This window comes from Chromobacterium paludis (genome assembly GCF_008275125.1).
GTDB classification, from domain to species: domain Bacteria; phylum Pseudomonadota; class Gammaproteobacteria; order Burkholderiales; family Chromobacteriaceae; genus Chromobacterium; species Chromobacterium paludis.
Genome location: NZ_CP043473.1, coordinates 1743747 through 1768542 on the forward strand (window position 1 = coordinate 1743747; position 24796 = coordinate 1768542).

Genomic DNA, 24796 nt, shown 5'->3' on the forward strand with positions numbered 1-24796 from the left:
TTTGGAGAATGACGACCATGAGCGACAAGCGCGTACAGATCACCGTCCAAGCCAAGGGCGAAGGCGGCGACGAACTGAAGGCCCTGGCGCGCGAGCTGGACGCCATTGCCCAAAGCGGCAGCCAGGCCGCGCCGGAGGCGGCGGCGCTGGCGGAGCAACTGCGCGGACTGGCGCGGCAAGACGCCGCCATCCAGCAGTTCGCCAACCTGAAACGGCAGGCCGGCGAGATGGGCGGCGCCCTGGACACGGCGCGGGAGCGCGCCACCAGCCTGGGCCGCGCGCTGGCCGAGTCGGAAAAACCCACCGCCGCGCAGCGCCGCGAGTTCGACGCCGCGCGCAAAGCCGCCGCCGCGCTGGAAGCGCGCTACCAGACCACCCAGCGCCAGCTGAACGCCCTGCGTGCTGAACTGGCTGATGGCGGCATCAGCACGCAATCCCTCGCAGCCGCGCAGCGCAAGCTGTCCAAGGAACTGGCCGATACCGCCCAAGCCGCGCGCGCCTTTCCTGCCGAGCTGGCCGCGCGTCAGGCGGCTGCCACAGAAGCCGCAGCCCGCCAGGCCGAGCAAGAAAAAGCGCTGGCGCGCGCGACGGCTGCCGCCGCCCAGGAACTGGCCGAGAAGGATCGCCAGGCTCAGCAGGCTGCCGAGGCTCTGGCAGCCAGCCAGCGCGAAGCCGCCGCCGCGCAGGCGCAGCAGCGCCGCGAAGCGCTGGAGGCTGGCCAGCAAATCGGCCGGCTGCGCAATGAATACGAGAAGGCCCGCGCGGAGACCCAGCGCCTCGGCGCTGAACTGGCCAGAACCAATGCCCCGACCGCGGCGCAGCGGCGGGAATTCGAAAGCGCGGCGCGCAGCGCCATGCAGCTGGAACAACGGCTGCGCGCCCAGCAGCCGGCGCTGGCCGGCTTGCGCAACCAGCTGGCCGGCACCGGCGCCGCCGAGCAGCAGCTGATGCAGATCCAGCTGCAAGTGGTGCGCTCGCTGGACCAATCGAGCACGGCCGCCATCGGCTGGCGCAACACGCTGGACCAAGTCGGCGCCGCCAGCCGGCACGCGGCCTCCGCCGCGCGCGAGCAGGCCGCCGCCCACGAACAGGCGGGCCATAAGCTGAACGCCACCGCGCTGGCTGTACGCGGTGGGCTGGCCGCTCTATCGGCCGCCGCCGCCGCGCTGACGGTGGATGCCGGCTTTCACGCCATGCTGTCGATGGACAGCCTGCGCCTGACGCTGGAAACGGTGGCCGGCAGTAGCCAGAAAGCCGCGTCCGAGCTGAAATACGTGCGCGAGGTGTGCGAGCGGCTGGGCCTGGATGTCGATAGCGCCGGCAAGGCTTGGGCGCGCTTCATGTCCGCGACCAAGGGCAGCGCGCTGGAAGGACAGAAAGCGCGCGACGTGTTCGAGGCGATCTCATCCTCGATGGCGCGCATGGGCAAAAGCTCGGAGGACGTGCAGGAAGCGCTGGTCGCGCTGGAGCAAATGGTGTCAAAGGGCACCATACAAAGCGAGGAGCTGAAGGAGCAGTTGGGTTCGCGCCTGCCCGGCGCCTTTCAGCTCACCGCACGCGCCATCGGCGTCACCGACTCCGAGCTGACCAAACTGCTGGAAACGGGATCGCTGACCGCCGAACAAGTGCTGCCGCGCCTCGCCGTCGAGCTGAACAAGACCTTCGGCGACTCGACGCAGCGCGTCGAATCGCTGGGCAGCGCCTGGCAACGGCTGAAGAACAGCCTGTTCTCATCTGCCGGCGAGACCGGCAATGGCCTGCTGGGCGGCGTACTGGCTGCCGGCATGGACAAGCTGTCCGGCGCCATTGAGCAGTTCAACGGCAAGATCACAGAGGCGCGCCGGCGCTGGTCGGACTTCCGCGATGCGCTCCAGTCCGGCGATGCCCAGGGCCAAGTCAGCGCGTTCAGTCAGCTCAGCCAGGCGGCAGCCAGCCTGCTCCGGGAGCTATCCCCCGTGAAACCGGCGCTGGACCTGATATTCCAGTCCGCCGAACAAAAAACCGAAGCCGCGGCGCGCGCCTCGCATGATGCCGCCGTCGAAGCCGCCAATCTGGCGCGGGCCAAGATTCAGGAGGCAGAAGCCGCCCGCCAGGCAGCCCAAGCCGCCGGCGACGAGGCCGGCGCCAAAGCGGCGGCCAACCGCGCAGCCGGCGCCGCGCAGGAGCTGGAGCGCGCCAGCGCCGCGGAAAAAGCCCGCGCGCTGGATCTGGCCCGCGCGGAGCTGGCCAGCATCGAGAAGCTGAACGCCAGCCGGCGCGTGTTGTCCGCGCAGGACTACCAGCAGCTGACCGCCGCGCGCAGCAAACTGGCGGCACTGGAAGCAGAGGCGCATGGCCAGACCCAGGCGCAGGCGGCCAACGCGCTGACCGGACAATCGTTGCAGCGGCTGCAGCTGGACTACCAGAACGCCAAGAAGGCCGCCGACGAGGCCTCCAGCACCGCCATCCGCAGCGCCAAGGCGCGGCTGGACGAGGCTAAGGCCACGCTGGAGGTGGCGCAGGCCAATGAGGACAGCAAGGGCGCCCGCGCGGCGACCGTCGCTGTGGCGCAGGCGGAGCTGGCGCTGCAACAGGCGCAGCTGCAGGCCAAGTCGTCGGAACTGGAAATGGCGCAGCGCGAGCTGGCCTTGATCGAACAGCAAAACGCCGCCAAGACCAAGCTATCCGACGCGGACCGGCAACGCGAAGTGGCCGCCCGGCAAGGCATCACCGCGCTGGAAGACGAGGTCCAGGCGCTGAAGAACGCTACCCGCGCCGCCGACGCGCATGCCGCGGCGGTCAAGAAGAACGCTGACGACACGCTGGCCGCCTACCGCACGCTGGGCATCACCTCGCAGGCTGAGCTGAAGAAAGCGGCCAACGAGGCGGAAAAGGCCTTTCACCAAGTCGAGCAAGCCGCCGGCAAGGGGCTGGCCACGCAGAAAGATGTGAAGGCCGCCTTCCTGGCTTACAGCGAGAAGGCCCTGGCGTCTGGTGACTTCATCACGCGCGCCATGCTCAAGTCGCGCGCCGAGGTGTTGGGCGTGGGGACGGAGTTCGCCAAGCTAGCCGAGCAAGCCGAGCATGCCGGCAACGTCGGCGCGGCCTCCATGGACAAGATGGCCAGCGCCGCGCGCAGCGCCGGCAAGGAAGCCAAAGCCGCCGGCGACGATATGGCGGACGGTGCCAACAAAGCGAAAGAGAAGACCGTCAGCTACGTCTCGATGATATCGGTCGAGCTGCAACGGCTGGCGCAGGAAACCAGCGCAGCCACGGCGCAGATGGCCAACGCCAACTACCTGCAGGCCATGAAGGGCGTGCGCTCGATAGACCAGTGGTGGCGGGCGATTGACCAATCGCTGCGTGGCGCCAAAGCAGCATTCAGCGAGCAGCAACAGGCGCTGGAGGCCAATATCGCCGGCTACCAGCAGATGACGGTGACCGCGCAGACGGCGGAGATCAACACGGGCCATCTGCGGCGCCAATTCAATCTACTGAATGATGCCGACCTGGGCCGGCTGCAGAGCGAGGTGGAGCGCGTCAACGGCGCCATCCGCACCATGAAGGAAGAAGCGGCGCAAGCCCAGCAGCAGCTGGAGCAGATGGCCGCCGCCGCGCAGGACGAGCTTGACCGCTCGGCCGGCAACACTGCCGCCATCGAGCAGCGCAAGCTGCAGCAGGATCTGGCCCGAGTGGATGAGCTGGCGCAGAAGTCAGGCAACAACGCCGCGGCCCTGGCCGCGAGAGCCGCTGTCGAGCAGGCGGCCCGCCAGCGCATCCGCGAGGCCCAGCAGCGAGACGAGCAAGCCAGGCAAACGGCTGGAAGAAACGACGCCACGCCCTCACCCGCGACAGCTGGCCCTTCGCGGACGGTTCGCGTCGAACTGGCCCTGCCCGGCGGCCCATCGCAAAGCGTGGAAGTGGCCAGCGATGGCGACGCCGAGCAGCTGGTCCGCGCGCTGGAATCGTTGAAACGGAGAGGCGCATGATACTAAGCGATGGAACCACGGCGGTGACGCTGAGCGACGACATGACCGAGCTGCAGCCCTACTGGCAGCCGGTCGATCAGGCCATCAGCTACACCCTGACCGGCGCGCTGCTGGTGGACGAGAGCATCAAGCAGGCGGGCCGGCCCATGACCTTCCAGAGTCAGCCCGATACCGGCTGGGTGCCCCGCGCGGCGGTGGACCAGCTCCAGGCGTGGGCCTCGCAACCGGGTATCCGGCTCAAGCTGACCAGGCATGGCCAAGACTACCCGGTGACCTTCAACCGCCAGGATGGTCAGGCGGTGGAGGCGCGGCCGGTGCTGGAGCTAGCGGTATCGCCCCGGCAAAATGACTGGATGCTGCTGACAATCAGGCTACTGGGGATATAATCCATACGACATAACTATTCACCCATTACTATGAGAACATCCTCGTTCTATGTGCTGATCGGTATCGGCATTGCACTTGCCGCCTTTGGCATGCTGATGAAACAGCACCGATCCGATCCCGTGCAGACCTCGCCGAGGGCAACTGCCTCCGCTCCTGTTGCAGTTGCAGGTGCCGCTGCATCGGCGCCACTCTCCACCGATGAAATTTTCGCCAAAGGGCGGGAAGCCTTCAGGAAGCAGGTCGAGGCGGACCGCGCCAAGCGAGATGCGCTGATCGCAAAAACCGAGGGAGAGGCTCAGCAACTGTTGCAGTTGGAGGCTAGCTTTACCGAGGAGGAGCGTATCGCTTCGAACACGCCAAGAATTTCATTGGCGACGCCGGTTACTCGAATGAAGGACGCCAAGGATAAGCTGCAAAAACTGACGTTCTCCACCTGCATCAACGATGCAAAACTCAAGGTCCTGCTCTCGATGGAGGACCGCATATCGTCTTACCTGGCCTTCATGAGCCAGCGCGAGGGCGTGATGTACATCATGCAGGACAACGCAACCAAATGGACTACGAAGGCGGTCAAGGAAATCGCCAATTGCCGTGAGTTCCCGCGAGAGGCTGGAGCTTAGAAAAAAAGAGCATGAGGTCAAGATACACCAAGCCCCGTAACTACGGGGCTTGGTCATTTCAAACCTCTGATTCTTTAGTTATCAGACTCTGGCGGGGCTGTCCTGGCGAGGAGAAGAGCCTTTAGTTCAGCAATTTCGCCACTGATCTTTTGATAGTCAGACCTCTCCCAATCATTTTGAAGGCCATGTGCCCGCAAGCGGTGTGGTACCTCACAACCCCATACAAAATGGAGCGATTCCAAAAACGACTTGGTGATATTGGTAAGGTCTGTGATCTTGCCTCGCGTTTCATAGCATTTACCGGAATTATAATGATCAACAAACATGGTAAATGCCATGGACTCTGGGACTGGGTGGTCTTGCCACCACTTTCTGAACCCAAAGTAAAGCTCACCTTTCCGGCGCTCGTCAGCAAGGCGTTGCTTCGTGTCCCAGACAACCGATTCAGTGGTGTTGGCATAGTCACCCCAGGCCGAGTATAGATCCGACAGATATTGAGGCGTGATCGAAACATCAAGACTGTCCATGCCGTACTTATTAAGTAATTCAGGTGCCTTTGATTCCAAGAGCTGGCAAAACAAGACGAAATCTTCTTCATGACATCTCGGCACACCACCGCTTGGCGCTTTTGGGCACCAGTCTTCGAAGATCAACAAGATTTCGACTTTTTTATGCTCTGAAATTTCCGATGGAGTCAGTTCTAAGCTGCCCTGCAGTCGATGGACGATCTCTGCGTTTAGCGAGCGGCCATTAGCAACTGCGACTTGCTGAAGCATGTCCTTCAGCTCAGCCGGCATTCTCATGTTTACTTGGGGGTCTGTGCGTGCCATGAGGTGAATAGTAGTGCAGCACGGTGCTTGACTTCAATAAAGCACGGTACTACCATAGCACCGTGCTTCAATAACCATGAAAGGAACCTATGAGCAACCTGCCCCCGCCGACAAGCATGAGGCTGCCAGATGATCTCAAGATCTGGCTTCAACATAAGGCTGTTGACAACAGGCGAACACTGTCTGGCGAAGTGATTGCAAGGCTTGAAGAAAGCCGAAAACGCGAGGAGGAGCAACTTGACAAGGCAGCCTGAAACAACCACCTCGGAAATGAGTGAAGCCCCAGCTGCGCTAACAGCTGAGGCCTCGGTATCGAAAATCCTGAACTCTCTAATTCAAGGAAATTTCGCTATGCAATATAGTGAGAAAACCCCTATTCGTCAAGGCTTCAGCCTCCTCGACAGCGTCGAGACACTTGACATCATCACCTCCCAGCTGGAAGACCTGCGCACACTGGCCAGCGCCATCGCTCGGCTTTCTGCCGACGACAACGATATCCGTGGTTTGGCCATCCATGCCAAGGTGCTGGCATCTGGTTTGCACAATGATGCCGATGTGCTACGCGAACAGATCCAAAACCACTTGCTGGCCGCTTGAGGAGACGAGCATGAAACAAATGACCATGAATACCTGCAAGGCCGCAGATCGGCCAGGCGAAGGGGCCGTCTCCAAACTTGAGGGTGCCCAGCGTGCTGCGCAAAAAGCTCAAGCCCGCCCACAAGGCGCGGTCTTGCTCGAACTGCTGCCAGACAACACCATGCGCGTCACCAAGCAAGGCAACACCGCCACCCTATTCGCCAACTTGGAGCGCGCGTTCCAGATTGGCCGCCAATCCATCCAGATGATCGGAGGCTGAGCCATGAACCTGATGCCACTAAACGGTCAGACCATTACCATGAGCAGTCGGGAGATATCTGAGCTGTGCGAAAAGCGCCACGATCACGTTATGCGTGACATCCGCCTGATGCTGATTGAGCTTTATGGCGCAGAGGGTGTCCCCAAATTTGGGGATACCTACCGTAATGAACAAAACGGGCAAGAATACCCCTGCTTTCGTCTCCCCAAAGACCTGACCTTAACCCTGGTCGCTGGCTACAACGTGAAGCTGCGCAAGCGCATCATTGATCGCTGGCTTGAGTTGGAGCAAGCAACGGTCGCCCCAGCCCTCCCGGACTTCCAAGACCCGGTCGCCGCTGCACGCGCCTGGGCGGATCAGTTGGAAGGCAGGCAGATTGCTGAGCAGAAAAATCTGATGCTCGAAAACCAGATCGTTGAGCAGGCGCCGAAAGTCGCCGCCCAAGACATGCTGGCTATATCCAAGGGCGATCTTTGCATCCGAGACGCTGCCAAAGCCCTCAACATTCAGGAGAAGCACTTCAAGGCTTTACTGATCCAGCAGGAGTGGGTCTACCGCAGGATGAGCAACGGTCGGCTCGTCGGCAATGCGGTGCGCGAGCGCCAAGGGGTGCTGACCCACAAGCCAGTAACCATCCACCACAACAGCGGCGAGGCTGAGACGGTGCTACAGCCCCTGATCACGCCGAAGGGTTTGGCCAAGCTGGCGGAGATGATTGCCATGGGTGCATCTGCATAGGTCGAAAATCTTCTCAAGAAACTCAAATTTGAGCCCCCTTAGCGGGGGCTGCAATTCACAGGCGATATCAAAAGTGCAAATAATGCACACAATTACAATCATAAAACGATTTCATACTCCACTGAAATAAGTCATCTAGGCATATGGCTATTGATAGTGATAAGTTAAAAATGCAACGACCCCAGTATCGTTGACATCATTTTTTTCATTTTTGGAGTTTATATGCCATCGGATCCAAGAAAGAAAGTCACTCAGCCTAAGGCTGCAACCGCCGCCTCCAAAACGTTAACGAGCAACTCCACCAGCCAAGCATCCAAGACTGCAGCGGCTAGTGCTCTTTCTCAAACCAAAGCACCCAAGAAAGTTACATCTAAGCCTGCAGCAACCCAGGCTTCAAATGTACTTAAAAGTGGCAGCACCGGAAGCAATGCAAAATCCGCTGCAGGCTCTGCACTTGCTCAAAAACCACCCGCCAAGAAAAAATAGGCATCCCGAAGGGACACACAACCCCGCCTAGATGGCGCTGTGCTCTCAATGCCGGACCTAAGTAAAAATTCGTACTCACCCGCCACGCCCCACGCGTGGCGTTTTCTATTCTGGAGCCCTGAAATGCCCATCACCGATTCCGCCATCCAGCTGCTGGCCAGCGAGCGCCTGACCGACTTTGACGACGGCGGCGGCATGATGACCGGCAATGTCGTGGTGGACGGCGCCAGCAACAATCTGTTTGATGACATCAGCGAGCTGGACCGCACCTATGGACGGGTCAGCCTGCGCAAATGCTATGCCGCGGTGCGCACGGCGCTGGCCGACACCTATTTCGGCTCCCACGTCATCCTGGATGCGCCGCCGTCCGACCCGCGTGTCAGCGTGACCCTGTTCACCAGCGGCAGCTGGAACGACAAACGCGCCAATGCGCGCGACTTCGTGGAGCGCTACCTGGCGCGCGGCGGTCGTTGGCAGGGCTATTTGTGGGAGCGGCAGCTGGCCGGCCAGCGCGTGATCCAGATCTGGCAGCGCGAGCGCGTGGAGTTGCCGGCGGTGGGCAGTGTGCTGTGCCTGGTCAACGATGCCGACAAGCCGAGCGAGGTGGAGCAGTATGTCCGCATCACCCGCGTCAACGCGGTGGTGCGCGAGTTCACCCAGGACGGTGGCTCGGGCGGCCAACCCATCACCTACCGCGTGCGCATCGTGACCTGCGACATCAGCGACCCATTGCGCTATGACTTCATCGGCGCGCCGGTCTCCCCGTTCGATAACGTGGCACAAGCCAGCTCCCGCGCGGCGATCCTGCAAACGGTGGTGGCGGACGCGGCGAAATACTATGGTGCGGCCAAGCTGGCCCGGCCGGCCAAGCTCGGCGATCTGCGCATCCGCGTGGAGAGCATCTTTTCCCAGCTGGTGCCCAGCGCGCGCGCTGAAACGCCGATTGTCGACGTCAACGCCGCCGGCGACAGCATCGCGCTGGTGAAGTCCGGCGACACGCTGCGCTTCGATTACGGCGCCATGCTGTCGCCCATCCTGCCGCTGTATGTCGGCGGCAGCATCCTGCCCGGCACGCTGCAGATCACCGGGCCAGGCTACCGGCTGACCGATGCCGGCGGCCAGGTGCTGGCCGGCTCGGCCGCCATCGGTACGGTGGACTATGCCCGCGGCGTGGTGAGCGTCGCGCCAGGCGGCAGCAGTTACAGCGGGGCCAAAACGGTCCAGTTCGGCCCGGCCGGCAGCCCGTCCCGCGTGATGGACACCGCCAGCATCGACATCACCCTGGAAAACCGTGGATTCAGCTATGCGATGACGCTGCCCGTGACGCCCACGCCGGGCTCGCTGCTGGTCTCCTACATGACGCAAGGGCGCTGGTATGACCTGCGCGACGATGGCAGCGGCGCGCTGCGTGGCGAGGATGCCTCGTTCGGCGCCGGCAACATCAACTTCAGCACCGGCACCGTGCTGGTCACCCTGGGCGCCCTGCCCGACGTCGGCTCGGTGGTGCTGCTGAGCTGGGCCACGCCGACCAACTATTTCAACCGCGCCGGCCTGGCCGTACGCCGGCCGGCCATCGAGGTGACGCTGGAGCGCAGTCCGGTGCAACCTGGCACCCTGACCATCAGCTGGCCGGACGGCAACGCAACGCGCACAGCCCGCGACGACGGCAACGGCGCCATCACGGGCGATGCCAGTGGCACCATCCGTTACAGCACCGGCGAGGTTCGCGTCGAGCCGGCCGCCGCTCCGCTGGGCGGGGCCGTGCTGTCCTTCCAGTACCAGTTTGGCAATCCGCTGCGCGCAACCTTCGACAGCCCATCGGTGGGGGCGGACGGCGTCATCTCGCTGTCTCTGCCGGATGCCGGCATTGTGCCGGGTTCGCTGGAAATCGAGTTCCCGCTGTCGGTGCCGCCTTCGTCCGATCTGGGCCAGCCCGCTGACTGGGGCGCGATGCGCGAGAAATACGTCGGATCGCCGGGAACGGCGCGCGGCCGTGATAACCGTGCCGGCGGGACCAGCGGCGACGTGGTGGCCACCATCGATTACGCCGCCGGCAAACTACGCATCCAGCCAACCGCGCGCGTGCAGATCCCGGTGGAGGACTGGCAATATCGGCGCCCCGATATAGGAAGCGGCGGTTCCGCCCGCTGGACCTACGTGGGTTGGAGTTACCGGCCGGTGGATTGTCGAATCAGCGGCACCATCACCGTGCGCTACCGCACGGATAATGGCGCGACATCCGCCCAGCAGCAGGTCACGGTGTCCACGCTCAGCATGGACCTGACGGACCAGTTTGCCGAACGCATCGTGTCCGGCAGCGTCCAGTTTGCCTGCGCGGGTAAAACCTACCGCGACGTGGGCGGCCGGCTGGTGACGGATATCGACCCGACGACCGGTGCCGGCACCACGGCCGGCTCGCTGGACTACCAGACCGGTGTGGCCACGCTGAAAACGTGGACGCCGGGCGCCAGCGCCACAGTTGCGCTGCAATCCCTGCTGACCGAGATCGGCGGCCAGCCGGTGGACGAGATCACCTTCCGCGTGCCGGTCGCGCCGATGCGGCCGGGCTCGCTCAGCGTATCGGCCACCTCGGTCAGCGGCGCGCAGCTGCGCGTGGACAGCGACATGGACAGCTACTTCGGCAACGACAAGATGCAGGGCCGGGTGGACTACGCCACCGGCGTGGTTCATATCCGCTTCGGCCAGCTGGTGCCGGCCGCCGGCAACGAGAAACAAATCTGGTATCGCGCCGACCTGGTGGACGCCGACGGCAAAATCTGGCGGCCGGAGCCGGTGCTGGCCGACACCCTGCGTTACAACGCGGTCGGCTTCACCTATCTGCCGATGGACAGCGCCATTCTGGGCCTGGACGCGGTGCGCCTGCCGGTGGACGGCCGGGTGCCGGTATTCACCAGCGATAACGTGCTGGTGGTGCATCACACCGGCAAGTTTCCGCTGCCCAATCCCGTCAGCGCCGGGGTGCCGTACAACGTGGGCCGCGGACGCCTGGCCAGCCTGCGCATCCGCGACAGCGTCGGCACGCTGATGGACCCGGCTCTGTATTGGACGGATCTGGATATCGGCACGCTGACCCTGAAAACGCCGCTGAAACTGGACGGGCTGATTCCGCCGCTGACGGCCGAGCATCGCATCGAGGACATGGCGCGCTGCTACGACGTGCAGATCAGCGGCGACATCGCCCTGACCCGCCAGCTCAGCCACGACTACCCGGCCGGCGAGACCCTGGTGTCCAGTGCCATGCTGCTGGGCAATCTGAAGGCCCGCGCCACCAAGCTGTTCAGCCAGCAGAGCTGGACCAACCGCTGGCAGGACGTGCTGGACGGCGCGCCCATCCTGGCGCAGTACAACGAGGCGCAGTATCCGGTGGAGTGCGGCAACGACGGCGCCATCCAGCAGCGCTGGGCGCTCATTTTTACCAGCCCCAGCGAGTTCCGCATCATTGGCGAGACGCTGGGCCAGATCGGCGTCGGCACCATCAACACCGACTGCAAGCCGATCAACCCGGTCAGCGGCACGCCTTACTTCCAGCTGCGCGACGTCGGCTGGGGCAGCGGCTGGTCGGCCGGCAATGTGCTGCGCTTCAACACGGTGCCGGCGAACTCGCCCATCTGGCTGGCCCGCACCGTGCTGATGGGACCGCCAACCGTCAACGACGACCGCTTCACCCTGCAAATCCGCGGGGACACGGATAGAACCTAAACCCAAGCCCGGCCTCGCGCCGGGTTCTTCATTTTTGGAGTCGATATGGCCAAACTGCCCGTCAAAGCCTATTTCAGCACCGATACCGGCGCGCCGGTGTGGAACCGCTCCCCAGGCTCGGTGTTGGCGATCCTGGAATCCTGCCTGGTGACCGGCTTCAACCTCCGCCCCTGCCGCGCGGTTTCGTGGGCGAACGGCGTCGCGACGATCTCGCTCGACCAGGGCCATGGCTATAAGTGGCCAGACGTGGTCGAACTGCGCGATGCGGTGCCATCGGACGCGAATGGCGAATATCGCGTCAAAGAGGCCGGCGCGGACTTCATCAAGGTCGACTGCCCGATTGCGATCACAACGGTCTCGGCGGCCAGCCTGCGCCGGGCGCCGCTGGGTTTTAGCAAGCCGTTTGCCGCTGGCAATGTTGGCGTGTTTAAATCGCAAGCAATTGGATCATCAGGTGCCTATCTGCGTATTGATGATAGCAATCCAGATAAGTCAAATTCCGGAACTCCATACACTCTTATTAAGGCATCAGAGAGGATGTCTGACATTAATACTGCAACTGGAATATTTGCAGATGGAGGAATCACTAAGCTATGCAATTACGATGGAAGCAACGAGGTGGCATGGCTATTGATTGGCGACAATCAATCATTTTATCTATTTTGCGACTACAAAGGTGTAAATAGCTCAATAAAGGCTAGAGGTAGCTTCTTCTTTGGCGACCCTTGTTATGCAACTCCGCCAATTGCTCCAGGAGCCGCATGTGTCGTGCGACCAAAGGCGGATCTTGAGAGCGGCGGGACGACCTATACTATCACAACCTATTGCAGATACTTCAATGGTTCATTCTCTAGCGCAAGCATGTCAAGAGGATTAAATGATGTGTCTGCGAATGGCTCGCCCATCACGCCAAACAGGATAATAAATATTATCAACTTCAAAGATTGCTGCAACAAATCAACTCAAGATTCTGCCGCAATTATTCCAGACATAATCTCCGCAGGCGGATATTTTATCGGAATGTCGCCTGGTGTAAAAATTAGCTCATTTCTCTTCCCGGACTTATACTACCTAGAAAATCGGTACCTTTGCGTGCATTGTATATGTGATAACTATCCAGCAAGATCCACAAATGAGATTAGAGATAACTCACTCATAGGCTGCATAATAATGGATGTAATTGGGCCATGGCGGTAATCATTGAAATCAAAACCATTACTAGCAATCTGACACGACCTGGATCGGGAATTGGCGGACCAGGTTCAATATCGGGATCGATAAAATCAGATGGCAGCGGCTTGCGTGCCGTTTTGTACCTCCTTGCCAAGCCACTGACGCCGGTTGCGCGCACGATTTCTGACGAAAGTGGCAAATATGCATTCAATAATCTGGACATGAGTATGCGCTACATGGTTATCAGTTCAGACCCTGCCGGCCAAAAAAACGCCGTCATCGCCGACAACATCACCCCGGAGATGCCGAAATGAGCGACGTAATTCGCTACGCTCTCGCAGCCCGGCGCGCTCGCGCGCTGGCGGTGCTGAACACCTTGGACAGCGCCAGCAAACCAGCCAAGTTGTTGCTGTATGGCGGCTCGCCGCCGCAAGACTTCGCCCCGGTCTCCGGCGCGCTGGTGGAAATCGCGCTGTCCAAGCCGTCCGGCACGATCAGCGACGCCGCTGAGCTGGTCCTGGCTGGAGCGACTGAGGGCATGGTCTCTGCCGCAGGCCGCGCCGCATGGGCTCGCCTCGTGACCGGTGATGGCCAGCCGGTAGCGGACATGGATGTCGGCCTGCCCGGCGCTGGCGCGGCTGTGGAGTTGCCAATTATTGACCTGCAACCCGGCGCGCTGGTCCGGCTCAGCGGCGCCAAGCTGCTGGAACCCTAATCTGGAGTAAACACGATGCCGCGCACTGATTTGGAATTTCGCGGCATCGCCACGCCGGCCGACCCTGGCGCCGTCAATCTGACGTTCTCAACATCCAGCGGACCAGTCGATCTGGAATTCGTCGGGCCGTACACGCCGCCACCCGGCAGCCAGGTGGCGCTGGACTTCAATCCGCCCGACGTCAACGCCGGCACCCTCCTGGCTCGCGCCGGCTCTCCGCGCGCGCAGCTGGCGCTGGGGATAGAGCAATCCAGCTTCCCAATCAGCCTCGAGGGCCGCGCTGCCGCTGCGCATGCTCACGCCTCGATGCAGATCCTGCTGCCGGCAGCGCTGGCCGGGACCGCAGCCAAGCCCAGGGACACCGCCTCTATCGCCTATGACGTCAATGTCTGGCGCGGCAAAACCGGAGGTCCGGCGCCGGGCTGGCACGTCGGATTGACCGCGGCTCCGCAGACCGCCAGCGCGCACGAAACCAGTGCCCGCCGGCACGTCGAACGATGCGAGCCATGGCAGAGCGGCGCGCATCAGATGGCGGCGCCGGCTGCCGGGTGGATCGTCCCGCCCCGGACGCAGTTTGACCGCGTGGGCCAATGGCAGCTGACTGAACGGATGCCGGCGGCGACTGCCGGGCCATCGCGCTCGCTGCTGCCCGCGCCCGCCCATCGCTGCGCTGCCTGGGAGGTCTCCGACCATCGGTTGATGCAGATGGCCAGCCCGCATCAGGTGATGGGTGCGGCGCGCGCGGGCACTTCCGGCGGCTGGCAGACGGCGCGGAGCGCGCTATTTCTGCTGCTGGGGCAGTATCAGCCAGCGAAGCGCCTGCCACACCTGGCCAGCAACCGCTTCCAGCGCGGCCAGCCTGTGCTGGGGCCAGGCTGGTGGGCGCCGCCGCCCGTCGAGCCGCCGATTCACGAGCACAGCATCGATCTGGATTTCCGCTGCGAACTGCTGCCCTGCCAGCTCAACCTGGATTTTGCGCTCCGTTGCTGCGACGACGGCCCGGACGTGATCCCCGCCATGAGGACGTATTTGATGACCGCAACCGTCATCCTGACCCGCGAACGCGACGGGCAAGAAATCCCGGTGCTGGCCGCCGCCGTCTCGCTGGACGCTGGTACTGCCCTGTGGGGCGTCGATGTGACCCTGCCCGAGGCGGCCCTGCGCGACCTTTCTGCCCGAGAAGTGATGCGCCTATCGATCAACGGCCACGAGGTGCTGTGGCTGGCCGAACGCTGGAGCCGCAGCCGGCAATTCGGCGGCGCGCGCGCCATCCGCATGACCGGCCGCTCGGTCCACGCCGAGCTGGATGCCCCGCTGTGGCCGGCCGCCAGCGGCGTCGTCAGCGCGCCGACGAATGCGCGCCAGCTGGCCGACCAGGCCCTAGAAATGAGCGGCTACACCTTGGATTGGAAACTGCCGGATTGGCTGGTGCCGGCCGGCGCCTGGAGCTGGGAGCAGATGACGCCGCTGGCTCGGGTGGCTAGGCTGGCCGAGGCGGCCGGCGGCACAGTTATCGGCGCGCCGGGCGCGCGCCAGCTGCTGGCCAGGCCGCTTTATTCGGCTGCGCCATGGGGCTGGGGCAGCGTCATGCCGCAGCTGCAACTACCCGAGGCGGTGCTGGAGACGCTGAGCGAGGATTGGGACGAGACGCCGGCCATCGACAGCGTGATCGTCACCGGCGAACGCGCCGGCGTGATCGCGCGCGTCAAGCGGGCCGGCACGGCTGGCGCCAGCGTCGGCGAAACCATCATCGACCCGCTGGTGACGGATGCCGCCGCCGCACGCATGCGCGGCCTCAACGCCATCGCACAATCGGGCCGCAGCTGCCGCGTCAGCATCAGCCTGCCGGTATTCAGCGATACCCGCCTGGCCCTGCCGGGCGATCTGGTGGCCGTCACCGGCGGCGATCCGTTCCGCGCCATGGTGCGCGGCGTGCGGATCAGCGCCGAGCGGCGCAGCGCGCTGGTAGTGCGCCAAACCCTGGATATGGAGCGTCGAGCATGAAAAACCTGTATGAGCGGCTGACCGACCTGCTGGCCGATGATCCGCTGCGCGTCGGCACTATCTCGCAACGTTATGCGGATGGGACGGTGCTGGTCCAGCTCGCCGAGGGCGGGACGCTTCGCGTCCGCGCCGCGGCTGAGTTCGCGGCGCCGATGCGCGTCTACCTGCAGGGCGGCGCGGTCAAGTCGGCTGCGCCGGATTTGCCATTCATCGAGATTGAAGTGTAACGGCCCGGCCGGGCCATTTTGAAGGGAGGGGACATGCAGGAACATGAGAAGGGGCTGGCCGCGCTGCTGGTGGTAGGCGCACTGATCGGGCTGGGCAAATTGCTGGTGAGCCAGGAAGCCATCACCGTTCGCCTGGCTGTCGGCCGCGCCATCCTCGGCGGGGCCACGTCGACAATCGCCGGAGTGGCGCTGATGCAGTTCCCGGATCTGCCGCTTCCCGCCCTGGTCGGCATCGGCGCCGGCCTGGGCATACTCGGCGCGCAATACCTGGAAGCCTGGCTCAAGCGCCGGGCGGATGCGCTGCCGCGCTAGTTCTCTCTGGCACGCTCTGCCTGCTGTTTGATGCATGCCAGGCTCAGTCCGGCCACCCGTTCCGCCTCTGGGCATTCGCCGGGAGCTTTTGCAGACTCGATCCATTGCGACAGCAAAAACAAGATGACGGCAATGGCTAGGCCATACAGCACGAACGGTAACGCGCGGAGCATCTGAACTCTCTCATGTGGGATGCATGCGTTATATCCAGCAGCATTCCAAACGCCAACTGTCCATATGGCCTGCCCGTGCAGGCCAAAATCATTTAGGAACCGGAAATGCAAACCAGCGCCAACGGCGTCAATATGATCAAACAGTTCGAAGGGCTCAAACTGGCCGCCTACCAGGATTCGGTAGGCGTCTGGACCATAGGCTACGGCCACACCGGTCCTGATGTGAAGCCGGGCCTGACCATCAGCAACGATCAAGCGGAGCAGCTGCTGCGCCAGGACCTGGTCCGCTTTGAACAAGGCGTAGGCAATCTGGTCAAGACGCCCATCAATCAGAACCAGTTCGACGCCTTGATCAGCTTCAGCTACAACCTGGGCCTGGGCAATCTGCAAAGCTCCACCCTGCTGCGCCTGCTGAATCAGGGCGACTACCAGGGCGCGGCTAGGCAGTTCCCCTTGTGGGACAAGGCCGGCGGCAAGGCAGTGCTGGGGCTACTGTCGCGCCGGCAGGCTGAGCAGGCGCTATTCAAGGAGGCTCCGTGATGCTGGTCATCCTCAAATACTGGCGCGAAATCCTGCTGGCGCTGGCCATCGCAGCCCTTGTGGCACTGGGCTGGGAGGCGCGCGCCGTCATGGCGGAGCGAGACGCTGCCGACGCCAGGGCCGCGCAGGCTCAGCAGCTGGCGAATCAGGTGCAGGCAGCGCGCGCAGCTGAGCATGCCAAGGCCGCCAGCGAAGCCGCGGCTTCCGCTCAATATCAGAAAGGACTCGAAGATGGGAAACAAGACCTGGCTGCTGCCGTTGATCGGCTGCGTGCTAATCTCCGGCTGCGCGACCAGCAGCTTGCCCGTGCCGGGCATTTGCCCGCAACTACCGCCGGCGCCGGCCGACGTGATGCGTCCCCGCCAGCCGACTTTCTTGCAGCGCATGGAGAAGATGCTCTCCGACTCGCCGGCGAGGCCGATGACGTCGTAAAACAGCTTAGCGCCTGCCAAGTGATTTTGCAGGCTGATCGCCAGCTGCCGCTCTACTCCAAAACAAAAAAAGCCCCTATGGGGCTTTTTTGATAGCGGCAATGCTTAAAGCGGCTGAATGCCAGTCGCTGCCGGGCCCTTTTGGCCCATCGCTCTGGTGAAGCCCACTTTTTGGCCTTCATTCAGAGATTTGAATCCATCTGCACGAATTTCAGAAAAGTGTGCGAACAGATCATCACCACCATTGTCCGGGGTGATAAAACCAAAACCTTTTGCGTCGTTGAAAAATTTAACGATCCCAGTTTCCATAATGTACTCCTTGCGTGTCAATTAAGGGCAATAAAATTGCCAAAGGCATGATAATCAAGGAATAGATAAGGAAACAATGAAGACCAACTTGGATGGGCAACGAGGTGTCGATAGATATGGCGCTTGAATATCCTGCTTTTTCATTGTGCACAGATTGTCTTTAAACTGTCAAGCGGAATTGACAAAACACTGGTACGAGGGGCGAATCATGTCGGGCATGGCCATGTCCAGCTCATCGGCCAAGTCCATCAGGTCATAGGGGCGTGTCATGGGGTGATTCGCATCTTGAATTTGTACAATTTCAATATGCGGAATAGGCGCGCCGCCGGCAACTGGCATCCGACGAGCGGTGGGGATATGACGGAGACTCCTCTGTTGCTGATCGCACCCGCCCTGCTGCGAACCCGGCGATCATCCGGTATAGTAATCCGTAACATTTCACCCTACCCTTCCCCCAGCAAAACAAATTGGGGGTACATATGGGGGTATCAAATAGCTGGCCATCTAATTTACGCCAGTAAAATCAAGGATATAGGCCAAAAATGCTATTGATGATTGATAACTACGACTCCTTCACTTACAACCTGGTGCAATACTTCGGCGAGCTGGGGCAGGAGGTGAAGGTGTTCCGCAACGACGAGATATCAGTGGAACAAATCGAGGCGCTGAAACCTCAATACCTCGTCATTTCGCCCGGACCTTGCACCCCCAACGAGGCAGGCGTATCGGTCCCGGCCATCCTGCACTTCGCCGGCAAGCTGCCCATCATGGGCGTATGCCTGGGCCACCAGGGCATAGGCCAGGCCTTCGGCGGCAAGATCATCCACGCCAAACAGTTGATGCACGGCAAGGTCTCCCCCGTGAGCCATTTGGACAAGGGCATGTTCCGCGGCCTGCCCAATCCGGTGACCTGCACCCGCTACCACTCGCTGGTCATCGAACGCGAGACCCTGCCAGACTGCCTGGAAATCACCGCCTGGACCGATGACGGCGAAATCATGGGCGTGCGCCACAAAACGCTGCCCATTGAGGGCGTGCAGTTCCATCCGGAATCCATCCTCACCGAGCATGGCCACCGCATGCTGGACAATTTCCTGAAAGAGTTCGCCTGATGCGTTCGGCGCGGTTGCTCATCGCGGCATTGCTGATGCCGCTGGCAGCGAGCGCGGGCGCGCTGGACGAATGCACGCAGCGCCAGCCGAACACCCCCGCCATCGCCGCCTGCCTTCAGCAGCGCCACGCCGACATCCTGGCCAAGCTTCAGGCGCAAGAAGACCGCGCGCTGGAGGCCATGCGCAAGCTGGACGCCGCCACCGACAATCGATTCCATGCCGCGCGCGAGCTGCGCCGCGCCCGCCAAGCCTACGAGGCCTATCGCCGCCAGCAATGCGACTGGGTGGAGGCCAGCTACGCCAGCGGCAACGGCGCCGGGCGCGCGCGCCAGGCCTGCGAAATTGACCTCGACACGCAAAGACTGGCCGAGCTGGGCCGGCAAAGCTGATTAGGAATCACCTTATGATTACCCCCCAAGCCGCCCTGAACCGCCTGATAGACGGCAACGAACTGTTTTACGATGAAATGCTGGCGCTGATGCGCCAGATCATGCGCGGCGAATTGACGCCCGCGCAGACCGCGGCCATTTTGATCGGCCTGCGCGTCAAGGTGGAATCGGTATCGGAAATCGCCGCTGCCGCCACCGTGATGCGCGAATTCGCCACCCACGTGCCCGTGGCCCAGCGCCGCCACTTGGTGGACACCTGCGGCACCGGCGGCGACAAGTCCCATACCTTCAATATCTCCACCACCTCGTCCTTCGTCGCCGCCGCCGCCGGCGCGCGCGTGGCCAAGCATGGCGGCCGTTCCGTATCGTCCAGCTCCGGCAGCGCCGACGTGCTGGAAAAACTGGGCGTCAATCTGCAGCTGACGCCGGAACAAGTAGGCCTGTGCCTGGATGAAATCGGCCTAGGCTTCATGTTCGCGCCCAATCACCACAGCGCGATGAAGCATGTGGCGCCGATACGCAAGGAGCTGGGCGCGCGCACCATCTTCAATATCCTGGGCCCGCTGACCAATCCGGCGGATGCCGAAAACCAACTGATGGGCGTCTTCCATCCCGATCTGGTCGGCATCCAGTCGCGCGTGCTGAAGCAACTGGGCAGCAAACACGTGATGATCGTGCACGGCTGCGATGGCCTGGACGAGCTGACGCTGTCCGGCCCCAGCCAGGTAGCGGAACTGAAGGATGGCGAGATCCTGGAATATGAGCTGGAACCGGGCGAGTTCGGCTTGCAGACCTGTGAACTGAAGGCCTTGCGCGCCGACACGGCAGAACAATCGCGGGATCGCCTGCTGTCGGTGCTGGACGGCGAGCCGGGTCCGGCGCGCGACATCGTGCTGTACAATGCCGGCGCGGCGATTTACACCGCGGACCTCGCCGCAAGTCTGGCCGATGGTGTTACCATGGCGCGCGAAGCCTTGGATAGCGGCAAGGCTCGGCAGAAACTCAATGAATTGATAGCAATGACCGGAAAATTCGGCCATTGACAGAGAAATCACGGCGCGCGTGGCGCCCATTAATCTTGGACCGTGTCAGAACATCATGAACAAACTATCCAAAGACATTTTCAAGGCCTATGACATCCGCGGCATCGTCGGCAAGACCCTGACCGCAGCCGTCGCTCAGCAGATCGGCCAGGCCGTCGGCTCCGAGGCCAAGGCTCGCAAGGTCAAAGCCATTGTGATCGGCCGCGACGGCCGCCTGTCCGGCCCCGAACTCAGCGAAGCGCTGGCCGCCGGCATCCGCGCCGCCGGCGTGGACGTGATCGACGTCGGCCGCGTCGCCACGCCCATGCTGTACTTCGCCGCCCACCAGCTGGGCACCCTGTCCGGCGTGATGGTGACCGGCAGCCACAATCCGCCCGACTACAACGGCTTCAAAATGATGCTGGCCGGCGACACCCTGGCCGGCGACGACATCCAAAAATTGTATCAGCGCATCGTCGACAGCGACTTGGCGGAAGGCGAAGGCGGCTACGCCACCCATGACATCGCGGAGGCTTATTTGGAGCGCATCACCTCCGACATCAAGCTGGAGCGCCCGCTGAACATCGTGGTGGACAGCGGCAATGGCGTGGCCGGCGCCTTTGCCCCGCTGCTGTACCGACGCCTGGGCTGCAAGGTGCGCGAGCTGTTCTGCGACGTGGACGGCACGTTCCCCAACCACCATCCGGACCCAGCCAAGCCTGAAAACCTGAAGGACGTGCAGGAAGCGCTGGCCAAGACCGATGCGGAAATCGGCCTGGCATTCGACGGCGACGGCGACCGCCTGGGCGTGGTCACCAAGGACGGCAATATCATCTGGCCGGACCGCCAACTGATGCTGTACGCGGCCGACGTGCTGGAGCGCAATCCCAAGGCCAAGATCATTTTCGACGTGAAATCCACCCGCCTGCTCAAGCCCTGGATCAAGAAAAACGGCGGCACGCCGGTGATGGCGCGCACTGGCCACAGCTTCATCAAGGCCAAGATCAAGGAAACCGGCGCCCTGCTGGCCGGCGAAATGAGCGGCCACGTGTTCTTCAAGGAGCGCTGGTACGGTTTCGACGACGGCATCTACACCGGCGCCCGCCTGCTGGAGGTGCTGTCGCGCGTGGAAGACCCTAGCGAACTGTTGAACGCCCTGCCCAATGCTGTCTCCACCCCGGAGCTCAACTTGAAGATGGCCAAGGAAGGCGAAAACCACGCGCTGATCGCCAAACTGCAGGAGTCGGCCAAGTTCGATGGCGCCGAGGAAATCAACACCCTGGACGGCCTGCGCGTGGAGTACAAGGACGGTTTCGGCCTGGCCCGCGCCTCCAACACCACCCCGGTGATCGTGCTGCGCTTCGAAGCGGATAACGAGGAAGCGCTGGAGCGGATCAAAGGCGATTTCCGCCGCGTGCTGGCCACCGCCACCGACGCCAAATTGCCGTTCTGATGCCGCTCGGCCGCGTGATCGCGGCTGATGAACTACGCTATCAGGGGACATGGGTTGACCATGTCCCCGTTGTATTGAAAGGAATGCCATGTATCAACTGGCCGCCAGCCACTTCACCACCACGCGCGACCTGCTGCGCTTTGCCGTCTCTCGCTTCAATGAGGCCGAACTGACCTACGGCCACGGCACCAGCAACGCCCATGATGAAGCCGCCTATCTGATTCTGTCTGCGCTGCAATTGCCCATCGACAAGCTGGAACCTTACCTGGACGCCAAACTGTTGCCCGAAGAAGTGGAAACCGTGGTGGAGCTGATCCGCCGCCGCGCCGAAGACAAGGTGCCGGTCGCCTACCTGACCAACGAGGCCTGGCAAGGCGAGTTCAATTTCTACGTCGACGAACGCGTGCTGGTGCCGCGCTCCTTCATCTACGAGCTGCTGGGCGAACCGCTGGCGCCGTGGATCGAGCACCCGGAACTGGTGCATCGCGCGCTGGACCTGTGCACCGGCTCCGGCTGCCTGGCCGTCCAGCTGGCCCACCACTACCCGGACGCCGAGGTCGATGCCGTCGACATCTCGCTGGATGCGCTGGAGGTGGCGGCGATCAACGTCGAACACTACGGCCTGCAGGACCGGATCAACCTGATCCACACCGATATGTTCGAGGGCATCGAAGAGAAGTACGACCTGATCATCTCCAATCCGCCCTATGTCGATGCCGAATCGGTGGACGAGCTGCCGCAGGAATACCTGCACGAGCCGGAAATCGCGCTCGGCTCCGGCGAAGACGGCCTGGACGCCACGCGCGAAATCCTGCGCCGCGCGCCGGACTTCCTCAACGAACGCGGCGTGCTGCTGGTGGAAATCGGCCACAACCGCGACATGCTGGAAGAATGCTTCCCCACCCTGCCCTTCATGTGGATGGAAACGCAGAGCGGCGATGGGTTCGTCTTCTTACTGACGAGAGAAGACCTAGTTGCCGGACTAGCCGCCGATCAGCAAGGCTGAAACGACTTTAACCAGCGTATCGCGCGCCTGTGAACCGTTGACCTTTGCTGAGGGGTTGCACTTGCGACGGATCAAGGCCTTTCCCTCTCAGCCAGCGAGGACAAGGAAGAACCGGAGCGAAACACGCCCAGGCTGTGGTTTTGGCCGAACCCGACCCTCGCAACAAACGTCAACCGCTCCAGGTACCACCAAGCGGATTGCGCAAGCACGAACCAACGAGCCGGCAAACACACGGGGGGCGCTAACCCCCCCGCTGTGATTTCCAAGCTCCCTCGCCTGCAAGCCTTACTTCACCGCAGGCATGGAAAACTCCACCTGCCGATCACGTTGCAGTCGGCGCCGGATCCCCGCCAGATAGTCCGCCCGGCTCTGCCTCAGGATGTAGTCTCGATGATTGTCTCGCCGCAGGTCCCCCCAGGCTTGCGCCCGCGCCTGCAGCGAGCGGATTTCCGCCGCTTTGATCAGCTCCTCGTTCAGCGGCAACTGCCCCGCCGTCAGCATGGAGTAACCATATCGCGCCATATAGTCGCGGCAGACGGTTTCGATGATCTCGATCTCGCGCATCGACAACTGCTGTTTGAACTTGTCGGCATTGGCGGCGATGGGCGGAAAGTGATTGGATGACCACAACGCGGACAGCCGCGCGATCTTGGCCGCCTCATAGGAGCTGCGAATGTCCAGCATTTGCGGCAAAAAGGCGATGCCGAAGAAATCGCACACCTGGCGCAGCACCGTTTGCTGATCGGCCAGAAAGTCCTCATAGCGTATCGTGAGCACTTTGTCGGCGCGCTGCGCCAGCAGGCGGTCCGCGGCCTGATAGGCGGCCAGCCAGGTGCGCACGTTCAGCACGGTGTCAAAGTCGTGAATGATGGCGCGATTGATCGAAGCGATCTGGGCGCGCGGATCTCGCACGACGTTCAAAAAGCGCATATTGGGAAACAAGCGCAGTAACTCGTCCGCGTAGTGCACGCTATCCAGGGATTTGTCCATCACCACCCTGGCCTGCTGCTTCTCTCCTGCCCGCAGCAGCATCTCCCACACGATGCGGTGGACGCTGCGCGGCTGATCCGCAAGCGACTCAAACAGCTCCACCGGATCAAAAACGATATCCGGCCATTTCACCATGCTGGCTGCCTGCAGGCCCACCACATCCACCACAAGCTGGAAATAGCTTCTATCCTGGGACAAGTCGCCATAAAGCGGCAGCAGCGGCATGAAATCCACGATATGAAGCGGATAGGGCGAGAAGAACTCATGGCTGAAGTTGAGCCGCAAACGCAATGCATGGCTACCGCATCGTCGCAGCGGAATCATCAGCACCGGCAGCGGACGATGGGATTCAGATGAAATAGTCATGGCATGCCCTCTGTTTCATGGCCGCTGCGCTGCAACGATGCAACACCAGGCCAAACAAACGCTCCACGGCCTCATCCGGCCTCAGCGTTCCCGTATCCAGCGCCAGCGCCGGCTGCGGCGGCGGCTCGTAAGGCGCCGACACCCCGGTGAACTGCGCAATTTCCCCGGAGCGGGCCTTGGCGTACAGGCCCTTGCAGTCCCGCGCCTCGCACACCGATAGGGCGGTGCTGACATAGATTTCCGCAAAACGGTGCTCGCCTATGATTTCGCGCGCCATTTCGCGGTCGCCGCGCAGCGGCGAGATGCAGGCGGCCAGGACAATCAGGCCGGCCTCGTTCATCAGCCGCGCCACCTCCGCCACGCGGCGGATATTCTCCTGCCGGTCAGCCGTCGAGAAGCCAAGGTTGCGATTGAGTCCATGGCGCAAATTGTCGCCATCCAGCACCACGGACGAAAACCCGGCTCGCACCAGGCGCGCTTCCAAGGCGTAAGCAAGGGTGGACTTGCCCGCCCCGCTCAGACCGGTCAGCCACAGCGTCATGGCGTCATGTCCAAACAGCCGCTGCCGATCCGTCAGCCGAATACGGCCGGCGGTTTTGAAAATATTGGCGGGTACGCCCGCCGGTGAAAGAGCCGTCGCCATGATCCCATCCCGTCAAATCCCTGACATTTTGGTCATAGCGCGAACAGAATGAACAATGCCAGATAAAAAGACCAAGTCAGTATTTGCACGGATCATTCCATTCATATTGAAGATAAAACCGTCATTCCATTGTATTTATTATCAATAAAAGACCATCCCTCTTACCAAAGGCCGTTAAAAGCACGGCCCTCGTCCCTCCGTCCGGCCCGATCATCAGACACGGCCATGCTTTGCAGTCGCCAAGCAAGCCTCGCCCGAGAATCCGCCACGTCGCGCCGACCCAGCCCGTAGCAGCCGTACGGAAGTACCTTACAAGGCTGGATCCG

The 24796-nt window shown here is 62.2% G+C and carries 25 protein-coding genes; 21 read left to right on the forward strand and 4 right to left on the reverse strand.

Annotated elements, in window-relative coordinates; all coding sequences use genetic code 11:
• The first annotated feature begins 17 nt into the window (after positions 1-17).
• Genes FYK34_RS07960 through FYK34_RS07970 form a run of 3 tightly spaced genes read left to right on the forward strand, consistent with a single transcriptional unit; the run spans position 18 to position 4975 of the window.
• Positions 18-3968, forward strand: coding sequence for a tape measure protein (locus FYK34_RS07960; RefSeq protein ID WP_149295867.1), 3951 nt, complete (start codon positions 18-20; stop codon positions 3966-3968).
• Positions 3965-4354, forward strand: coding sequence for a hypothetical protein (locus FYK34_RS07965; RefSeq protein ID WP_149295868.1), 390 nt, complete (start codon positions 3965-3967; stop codon positions 4352-4354). Before FYK34_RS07960 ends, FYK34_RS07965 begins: the two co-directional genes overlap by 4 nt.
• 30 nt (positions 4355-4384) lie before the next feature.
• Positions 4385-4975, forward strand: a complete 591-nt coding sequence (locus FYK34_RS07970) for a hypothetical protein (RefSeq protein WP_149295869.1) — start codon at positions 4385-4387, stop codon at positions 4973-4975.
• A gap of 74 nt (positions 4976-5049) precedes the next feature.
• Here FYK34_RS07970 and FYK34_RS07975 read toward each other — a convergent pair whose 3' ends face one another.
• Complete coding sequence (locus FYK34_RS07975) at positions 5050-5805, reverse strand: Arc family DNA-binding protein (RefSeq protein WP_149295870.1); 756 nt, start codon at positions 5803-5805, stop codon at positions 5050-5052.
• Between the two features lie 195 nt (positions 5806-6000).
• Here FYK34_RS07975 and FYK34_RS07980 point away from each other — a divergent pair, with 195 nt between their 5' ends.
• The 13 genes from FYK34_RS07980 to FYK34_RS08040 all read left to right on the forward strand — a co-directional run bounded on the left by FYK34_RS07980 (position 6001) and on the right by FYK34_RS08040 (position 17273).
• Entirely contained in the window at positions 6001-6402 is a 402-nt protein-coding gene (locus FYK34_RS07980; RefSeq protein ID WP_168209686.1) for a hypothetical protein, read from the forward strand.
• Between the two features lie 10 nt (positions 6403-6412).
• Entirely contained in the window at positions 6413-6661 is a 249-nt protein-coding gene (locus FYK34_RS07985; protein ID WP_149295872.1) for a hypothetical protein, read from the forward strand.
• 3 nt (positions 6662-6664) lie between these two features.
• Entirely contained in the window at positions 6665-7399 is a 735-nt protein-coding gene (locus tag FYK34_RS07990; protein ID WP_149295873.1) for a phage regulatory protein/antirepressor Ant, read from the forward strand.
• Positions 7400-7621: 222 nt separating this feature from the next.
• Positions 7622-7885 (forward strand): hypothetical protein, encoded by a 264-nt coding sequence (locus FYK34_RS07995; RefSeq protein ID WP_149295874.1) that lies wholly within the window; start codon positions 7622-7624, stop codon positions 7883-7885.
• Positions 7886-8008: 123 nt separating this feature from the next.
• Positions 8009-11605, forward strand: coding sequence for a hypothetical protein (locus FYK34_RS08000; RefSeq protein WP_149295875.1), 3597 nt, complete (start codon positions 8009-8011; stop codon positions 11603-11605).
• Between the two features lie 45 nt (positions 11606-11650).
• Positions 11651-12802 (forward strand): hypothetical protein, encoded by a 1152-nt coding sequence (locus FYK34_RS08005; RefSeq protein ID WP_149295876.1) that lies wholly within the window; start codon positions 11651-11653, stop codon positions 12800-12802.
• The gene (locus tag FYK34_RS08010) at positions 12793-13092 is read left to right on the forward strand and encodes a hypothetical protein (protein ID WP_149295877.1); all 300 of its coding nucleotides are present in this window, start codon (positions 12793-12795) and stop codon (positions 13090-13092) included. Before FYK34_RS08005 ends, FYK34_RS08010 begins: the two co-directional genes overlap by 10 nt.
• Positions 13089-13493 carry a hypothetical protein gene (locus tag FYK34_RS08015; protein WP_149295878.1) on the forward strand — a complete coding sequence of 135 codons (405 nt, stop codon included), beginning with the start codon at positions 13089-13091 and terminating at the stop codon, positions 13491-13493. Before FYK34_RS08010 ends, FYK34_RS08015 begins: the two co-directional genes overlap by 4 nt.
• A gap of 15 nt (positions 13494-13508) precedes the next feature.
• The gene (locus FYK34_RS08020; protein WP_149295879.1) at positions 13509-15497 is read left to right on the forward strand and encodes a hypothetical protein; all 1989 of its coding nucleotides are present in this window, start codon (positions 13509-13511) and stop codon (positions 15495-15497) included.
• Positions 15494-15724, forward strand: coding sequence for a hypothetical protein (locus FYK34_RS08025; RefSeq protein ID WP_149295880.1), 231 nt, complete (start codon positions 15494-15496; stop codon positions 15722-15724). Before FYK34_RS08020 ends, FYK34_RS08025 begins: the two co-directional genes overlap by 4 nt.
• Before the next feature lie 33 nt (positions 15725-15757).
• Positions 15758-16036: a phage holin family protein gene (locus tag FYK34_RS08030; protein ID WP_149295881.1), complete on the forward strand. Its 279-nt coding sequence runs from the start codon at positions 15758-15760 to the stop codon at positions 16034-16036.
• A 278-nt stretch (positions 16037-16314) separates the two neighbouring features.
• A complete protein-coding gene (locus FYK34_RS08035) occupies positions 16315-16749 on the forward strand; it encodes a lysozyme (RefSeq protein WP_149295882.1) in 435 nt (144 codons plus the stop codon).
• Complete coding sequence (locus tag FYK34_RS08040; RefSeq protein WP_149295883.1) at positions 16749-17273, forward strand: hypothetical protein; 525 nt, start codon at positions 16749-16751, stop codon at positions 17271-17273. The genes FYK34_RS08035 and FYK34_RS08040 overlap by 1 nt, the downstream gene beginning before the upstream one ends.
• 12 nt (positions 17274-17285) lie before the next feature.
• On the opposite strand, the gene FYK34_RS08045 is transcribed toward FYK34_RS08040, so the two are convergent.
• On the reverse strand, positions 17286-17489 hold the full coding sequence (locus tag FYK34_RS08045; protein WP_149295884.1) for a cold-shock protein: 204 nt from the start codon (positions 17487-17489) through the stop codon (positions 17286-17288).
• 542 nt (positions 17490-18031) lie between these two features.
• Here FYK34_RS08045 and FYK34_RS08050 point away from each other — a divergent pair.
• The 5 genes from FYK34_RS08050 (at position 18032) to prmB (ending at position 22471) form a co-directional block, all read left to right on the forward strand.
• On the forward strand, positions 18032-18601 hold the full coding sequence (locus FYK34_RS08050; protein ID WP_149295885.1) for an aminodeoxychorismate/anthranilate synthase component II: 570 nt from the start codon (positions 18032-18034) through the stop codon (positions 18599-18601).
• Positions 18601-18990 (forward strand): lysozyme inhibitor LprI family protein, encoded by a 390-nt coding sequence (locus FYK34_RS08055; RefSeq protein WP_149295886.1) that lies wholly within the window; start codon positions 18601-18603, stop codon positions 18988-18990. The genes FYK34_RS08050 and FYK34_RS08055 overlap by 1 nt, the downstream gene beginning before the upstream one ends.
• 14 nt (positions 18991-19004) lie before the next feature.
• Positions 19005-20033 carry an anthranilate phosphoribosyltransferase gene (gene trpD, locus FYK34_RS08060; RefSeq protein ID WP_149295887.1) on the forward strand — a complete coding sequence of 343 codons (1029 nt, stop codon included), beginning with the start codon at positions 19005-19007 and terminating at the stop codon, positions 20031-20033.
• Positions 20034-20088: 55 nt separating this feature from the next.
• A complete protein-coding gene (locus FYK34_RS08065; RefSeq protein ID WP_149295888.1) occupies positions 20089-21465 on the forward strand; it encodes a phosphomannomutase/phosphoglucomutase in 1377 nt (458 codons plus the stop codon).
• Positions 21466-21553: 88 nt separating this feature from the next.
• Positions 21554-22471 carry a 50S ribosomal protein L3 N(5)-glutamine methyltransferase gene (gene prmB / locus FYK34_RS08070; protein ID WP_149295889.1) on the forward strand — a complete coding sequence of 306 codons (918 nt, stop codon included), beginning with the start codon at positions 21554-21556 and terminating at the stop codon, positions 22469-22471.
• Between the two features lie 285 nt (positions 22472-22756).
• Here the strand turns inward: prmB and FYK34_RS08075 are convergent, their stop codons facing one another.
• On the reverse strand, positions 22757-23827 hold the full coding sequence (locus tag FYK34_RS08075) for a sulfotransferase family protein (protein ID WP_149295890.1): 1071 nt from the start codon (positions 23825-23827) through the stop codon (positions 22757-22759).
• Positions 23811-24470, reverse strand: coding sequence for an adenylyl-sulfate kinase (cysC, locus tag FYK34_RS08080; RefSeq protein WP_149295891.1), 660 nt, complete (start codon positions 24468-24470; stop codon positions 23811-23813). Before cysC ends, FYK34_RS08075 begins: the two co-directional genes overlap by 17 nt.
• Between the last annotated feature and the right edge of the window lie 326 nt (positions 24471-24796).

Excerpts from the sequence above, each read along its gene's own strand:
- FYK34_RS07975 (WP_149295870.1), bottom strand. The coding sequence starts at position 5,805 with ATGGCACGCACAGACCCCCAAGTAAACATGAGAATGCCGGCTGAGCTG.
- FYK34_RS08010 (WP_149295877.1), top strand. The coding sequence starts at position 12,793 with ATGGCGGTAATCATTGAAATCAAAACCATTACTAGCAATCTGACACGA.
- FYK34_RS07960 (WP_149295867.1), top strand. The coding sequence starts at position 18 with ATGAGCGACAAGCGCGTACAGATCACCGTCCAAGCCAAGGGCGAAGGC.
- FYK34_RS07985 (WP_149295872.1), top strand. The coding sequence starts at position 6,413 with ATGAAACAAATGACCATGAATACCTGCAAGGCCGCAGATCGGCCAGGC.
- FYK34_RS08050 (WP_149295885.1), top strand. The coding sequence starts at position 18,032 with ATGCTATTGATGATTGATAACTACGACTCCTTCACTTACAACCTGGTG.
- FYK34_RS08015 (WP_149295878.1), top strand. The coding sequence starts at position 13,089 with ATGAGCGACGTAATTCGCTACGCTCTCGCAGCCCGGCGCGCTCGCGCG.
- FYK34_RS08020 (WP_149295879.1), top strand. The coding sequence starts at position 13,509 with ATGCCGCGCACTGATTTGGAATTTCGCGGCATCGCCACGCCGGCCGAC.
- FYK34_RS08055 (WP_149295886.1), top strand. The coding sequence starts at position 18,601 with ATGCGTTCGGCGCGGTTGCTCATCGCGGCATTGCTGATGCCGCTGGCA.
- FYK34_RS08005 (WP_149295876.1), top strand. The coding sequence starts at position 11,651 with ATGGCCAAACTGCCCGTCAAAGCCTATTTCAGCACCGATACCGGCGCG.
- FYK34_RS08075 (WP_149295890.1), bottom strand. The coding sequence starts at position 23,827 with ATGACTATTTCATCTGAATCCCATCGTCCGCTGCCGGTGCTGATGATT.
- FYK34_RS08030 (WP_149295881.1), top strand. The coding sequence starts at position 15,758 with ATGCAGGAACATGAGAAGGGGCTGGCCGCGCTGCTGGTGGTAGGCGCA.
- FYK34_RS08045 (WP_149295884.1), bottom strand. The coding sequence starts at position 17,489 with ATGGAAACTGGGATCGTTAAATTTTTCAACGACGCAAAAGGTTTTGGT.
- cysC (WP_149295891.1), bottom strand. The coding sequence starts at position 24,470 with ATGGCGACGGCTCTTTCACCGGCGGGCGTACCCGCCAATATTTTCAAA.
- prmB (WP_149295889.1), top strand. The coding sequence starts at position 21,554 with ATGTATCAACTGGCCGCCAGCCACTTCACCACCACGCGCGACCTGCTG.
- FYK34_RS08065 (WP_149295888.1), top strand. The coding sequence starts at position 20,089 with ATGAACAAACTATCCAAAGACATTTTCAAGGCCTATGACATCCGCGGC.
- FYK34_RS08025 (WP_149295880.1), top strand. The coding sequence starts at position 15,494 with ATGAAAAACCTGTATGAGCGGCTGACCGACCTGCTGGCCGATGATCCG.
- FYK34_RS07990 (WP_149295873.1), top strand. The coding sequence starts at position 6,665 with ATGAACCTGATGCCACTAAACGGTCAGACCATTACCATGAGCAGTCGG.
- FYK34_RS08035 (WP_149295882.1), top strand. The coding sequence starts at position 16,315 with ATGCAAACCAGCGCCAACGGCGTCAATATGATCAAACAGTTCGAAGGG.
- FYK34_RS07995 (WP_149295874.1), top strand. The coding sequence starts at position 7,622 with ATGCCATCGGATCCAAGAAAGAAAGTCACTCAGCCTAAGGCTGCAACC.
- FYK34_RS07965 (WP_149295868.1), top strand. The coding sequence starts at position 3,965 with ATGATACTAAGCGATGGAACCACGGCGGTGACGCTGAGCGACGACATG.
- trpD (WP_149295887.1), top strand. The coding sequence starts at position 19,005 with ATGATTACCCCCCAAGCCGCCCTGAACCGCCTGATAGACGGCAACGAA.
- FYK34_RS08000 (WP_149295875.1), top strand. The coding sequence starts at position 8,009 with ATGCCCATCACCGATTCCGCCATCCAGCTGCTGGCCAGCGAGCGCCTG.
- FYK34_RS07970 (WP_149295869.1), top strand. The coding sequence starts at position 4,385 with ATGAGAACATCCTCGTTCTATGTGCTGATCGGTATCGGCATTGCACTT.
- FYK34_RS08040 (WP_149295883.1), top strand. The coding sequence starts at position 16,749 with ATGCTGGTCATCCTCAAATACTGGCGCGAAATCCTGCTGGCGCTGGCC.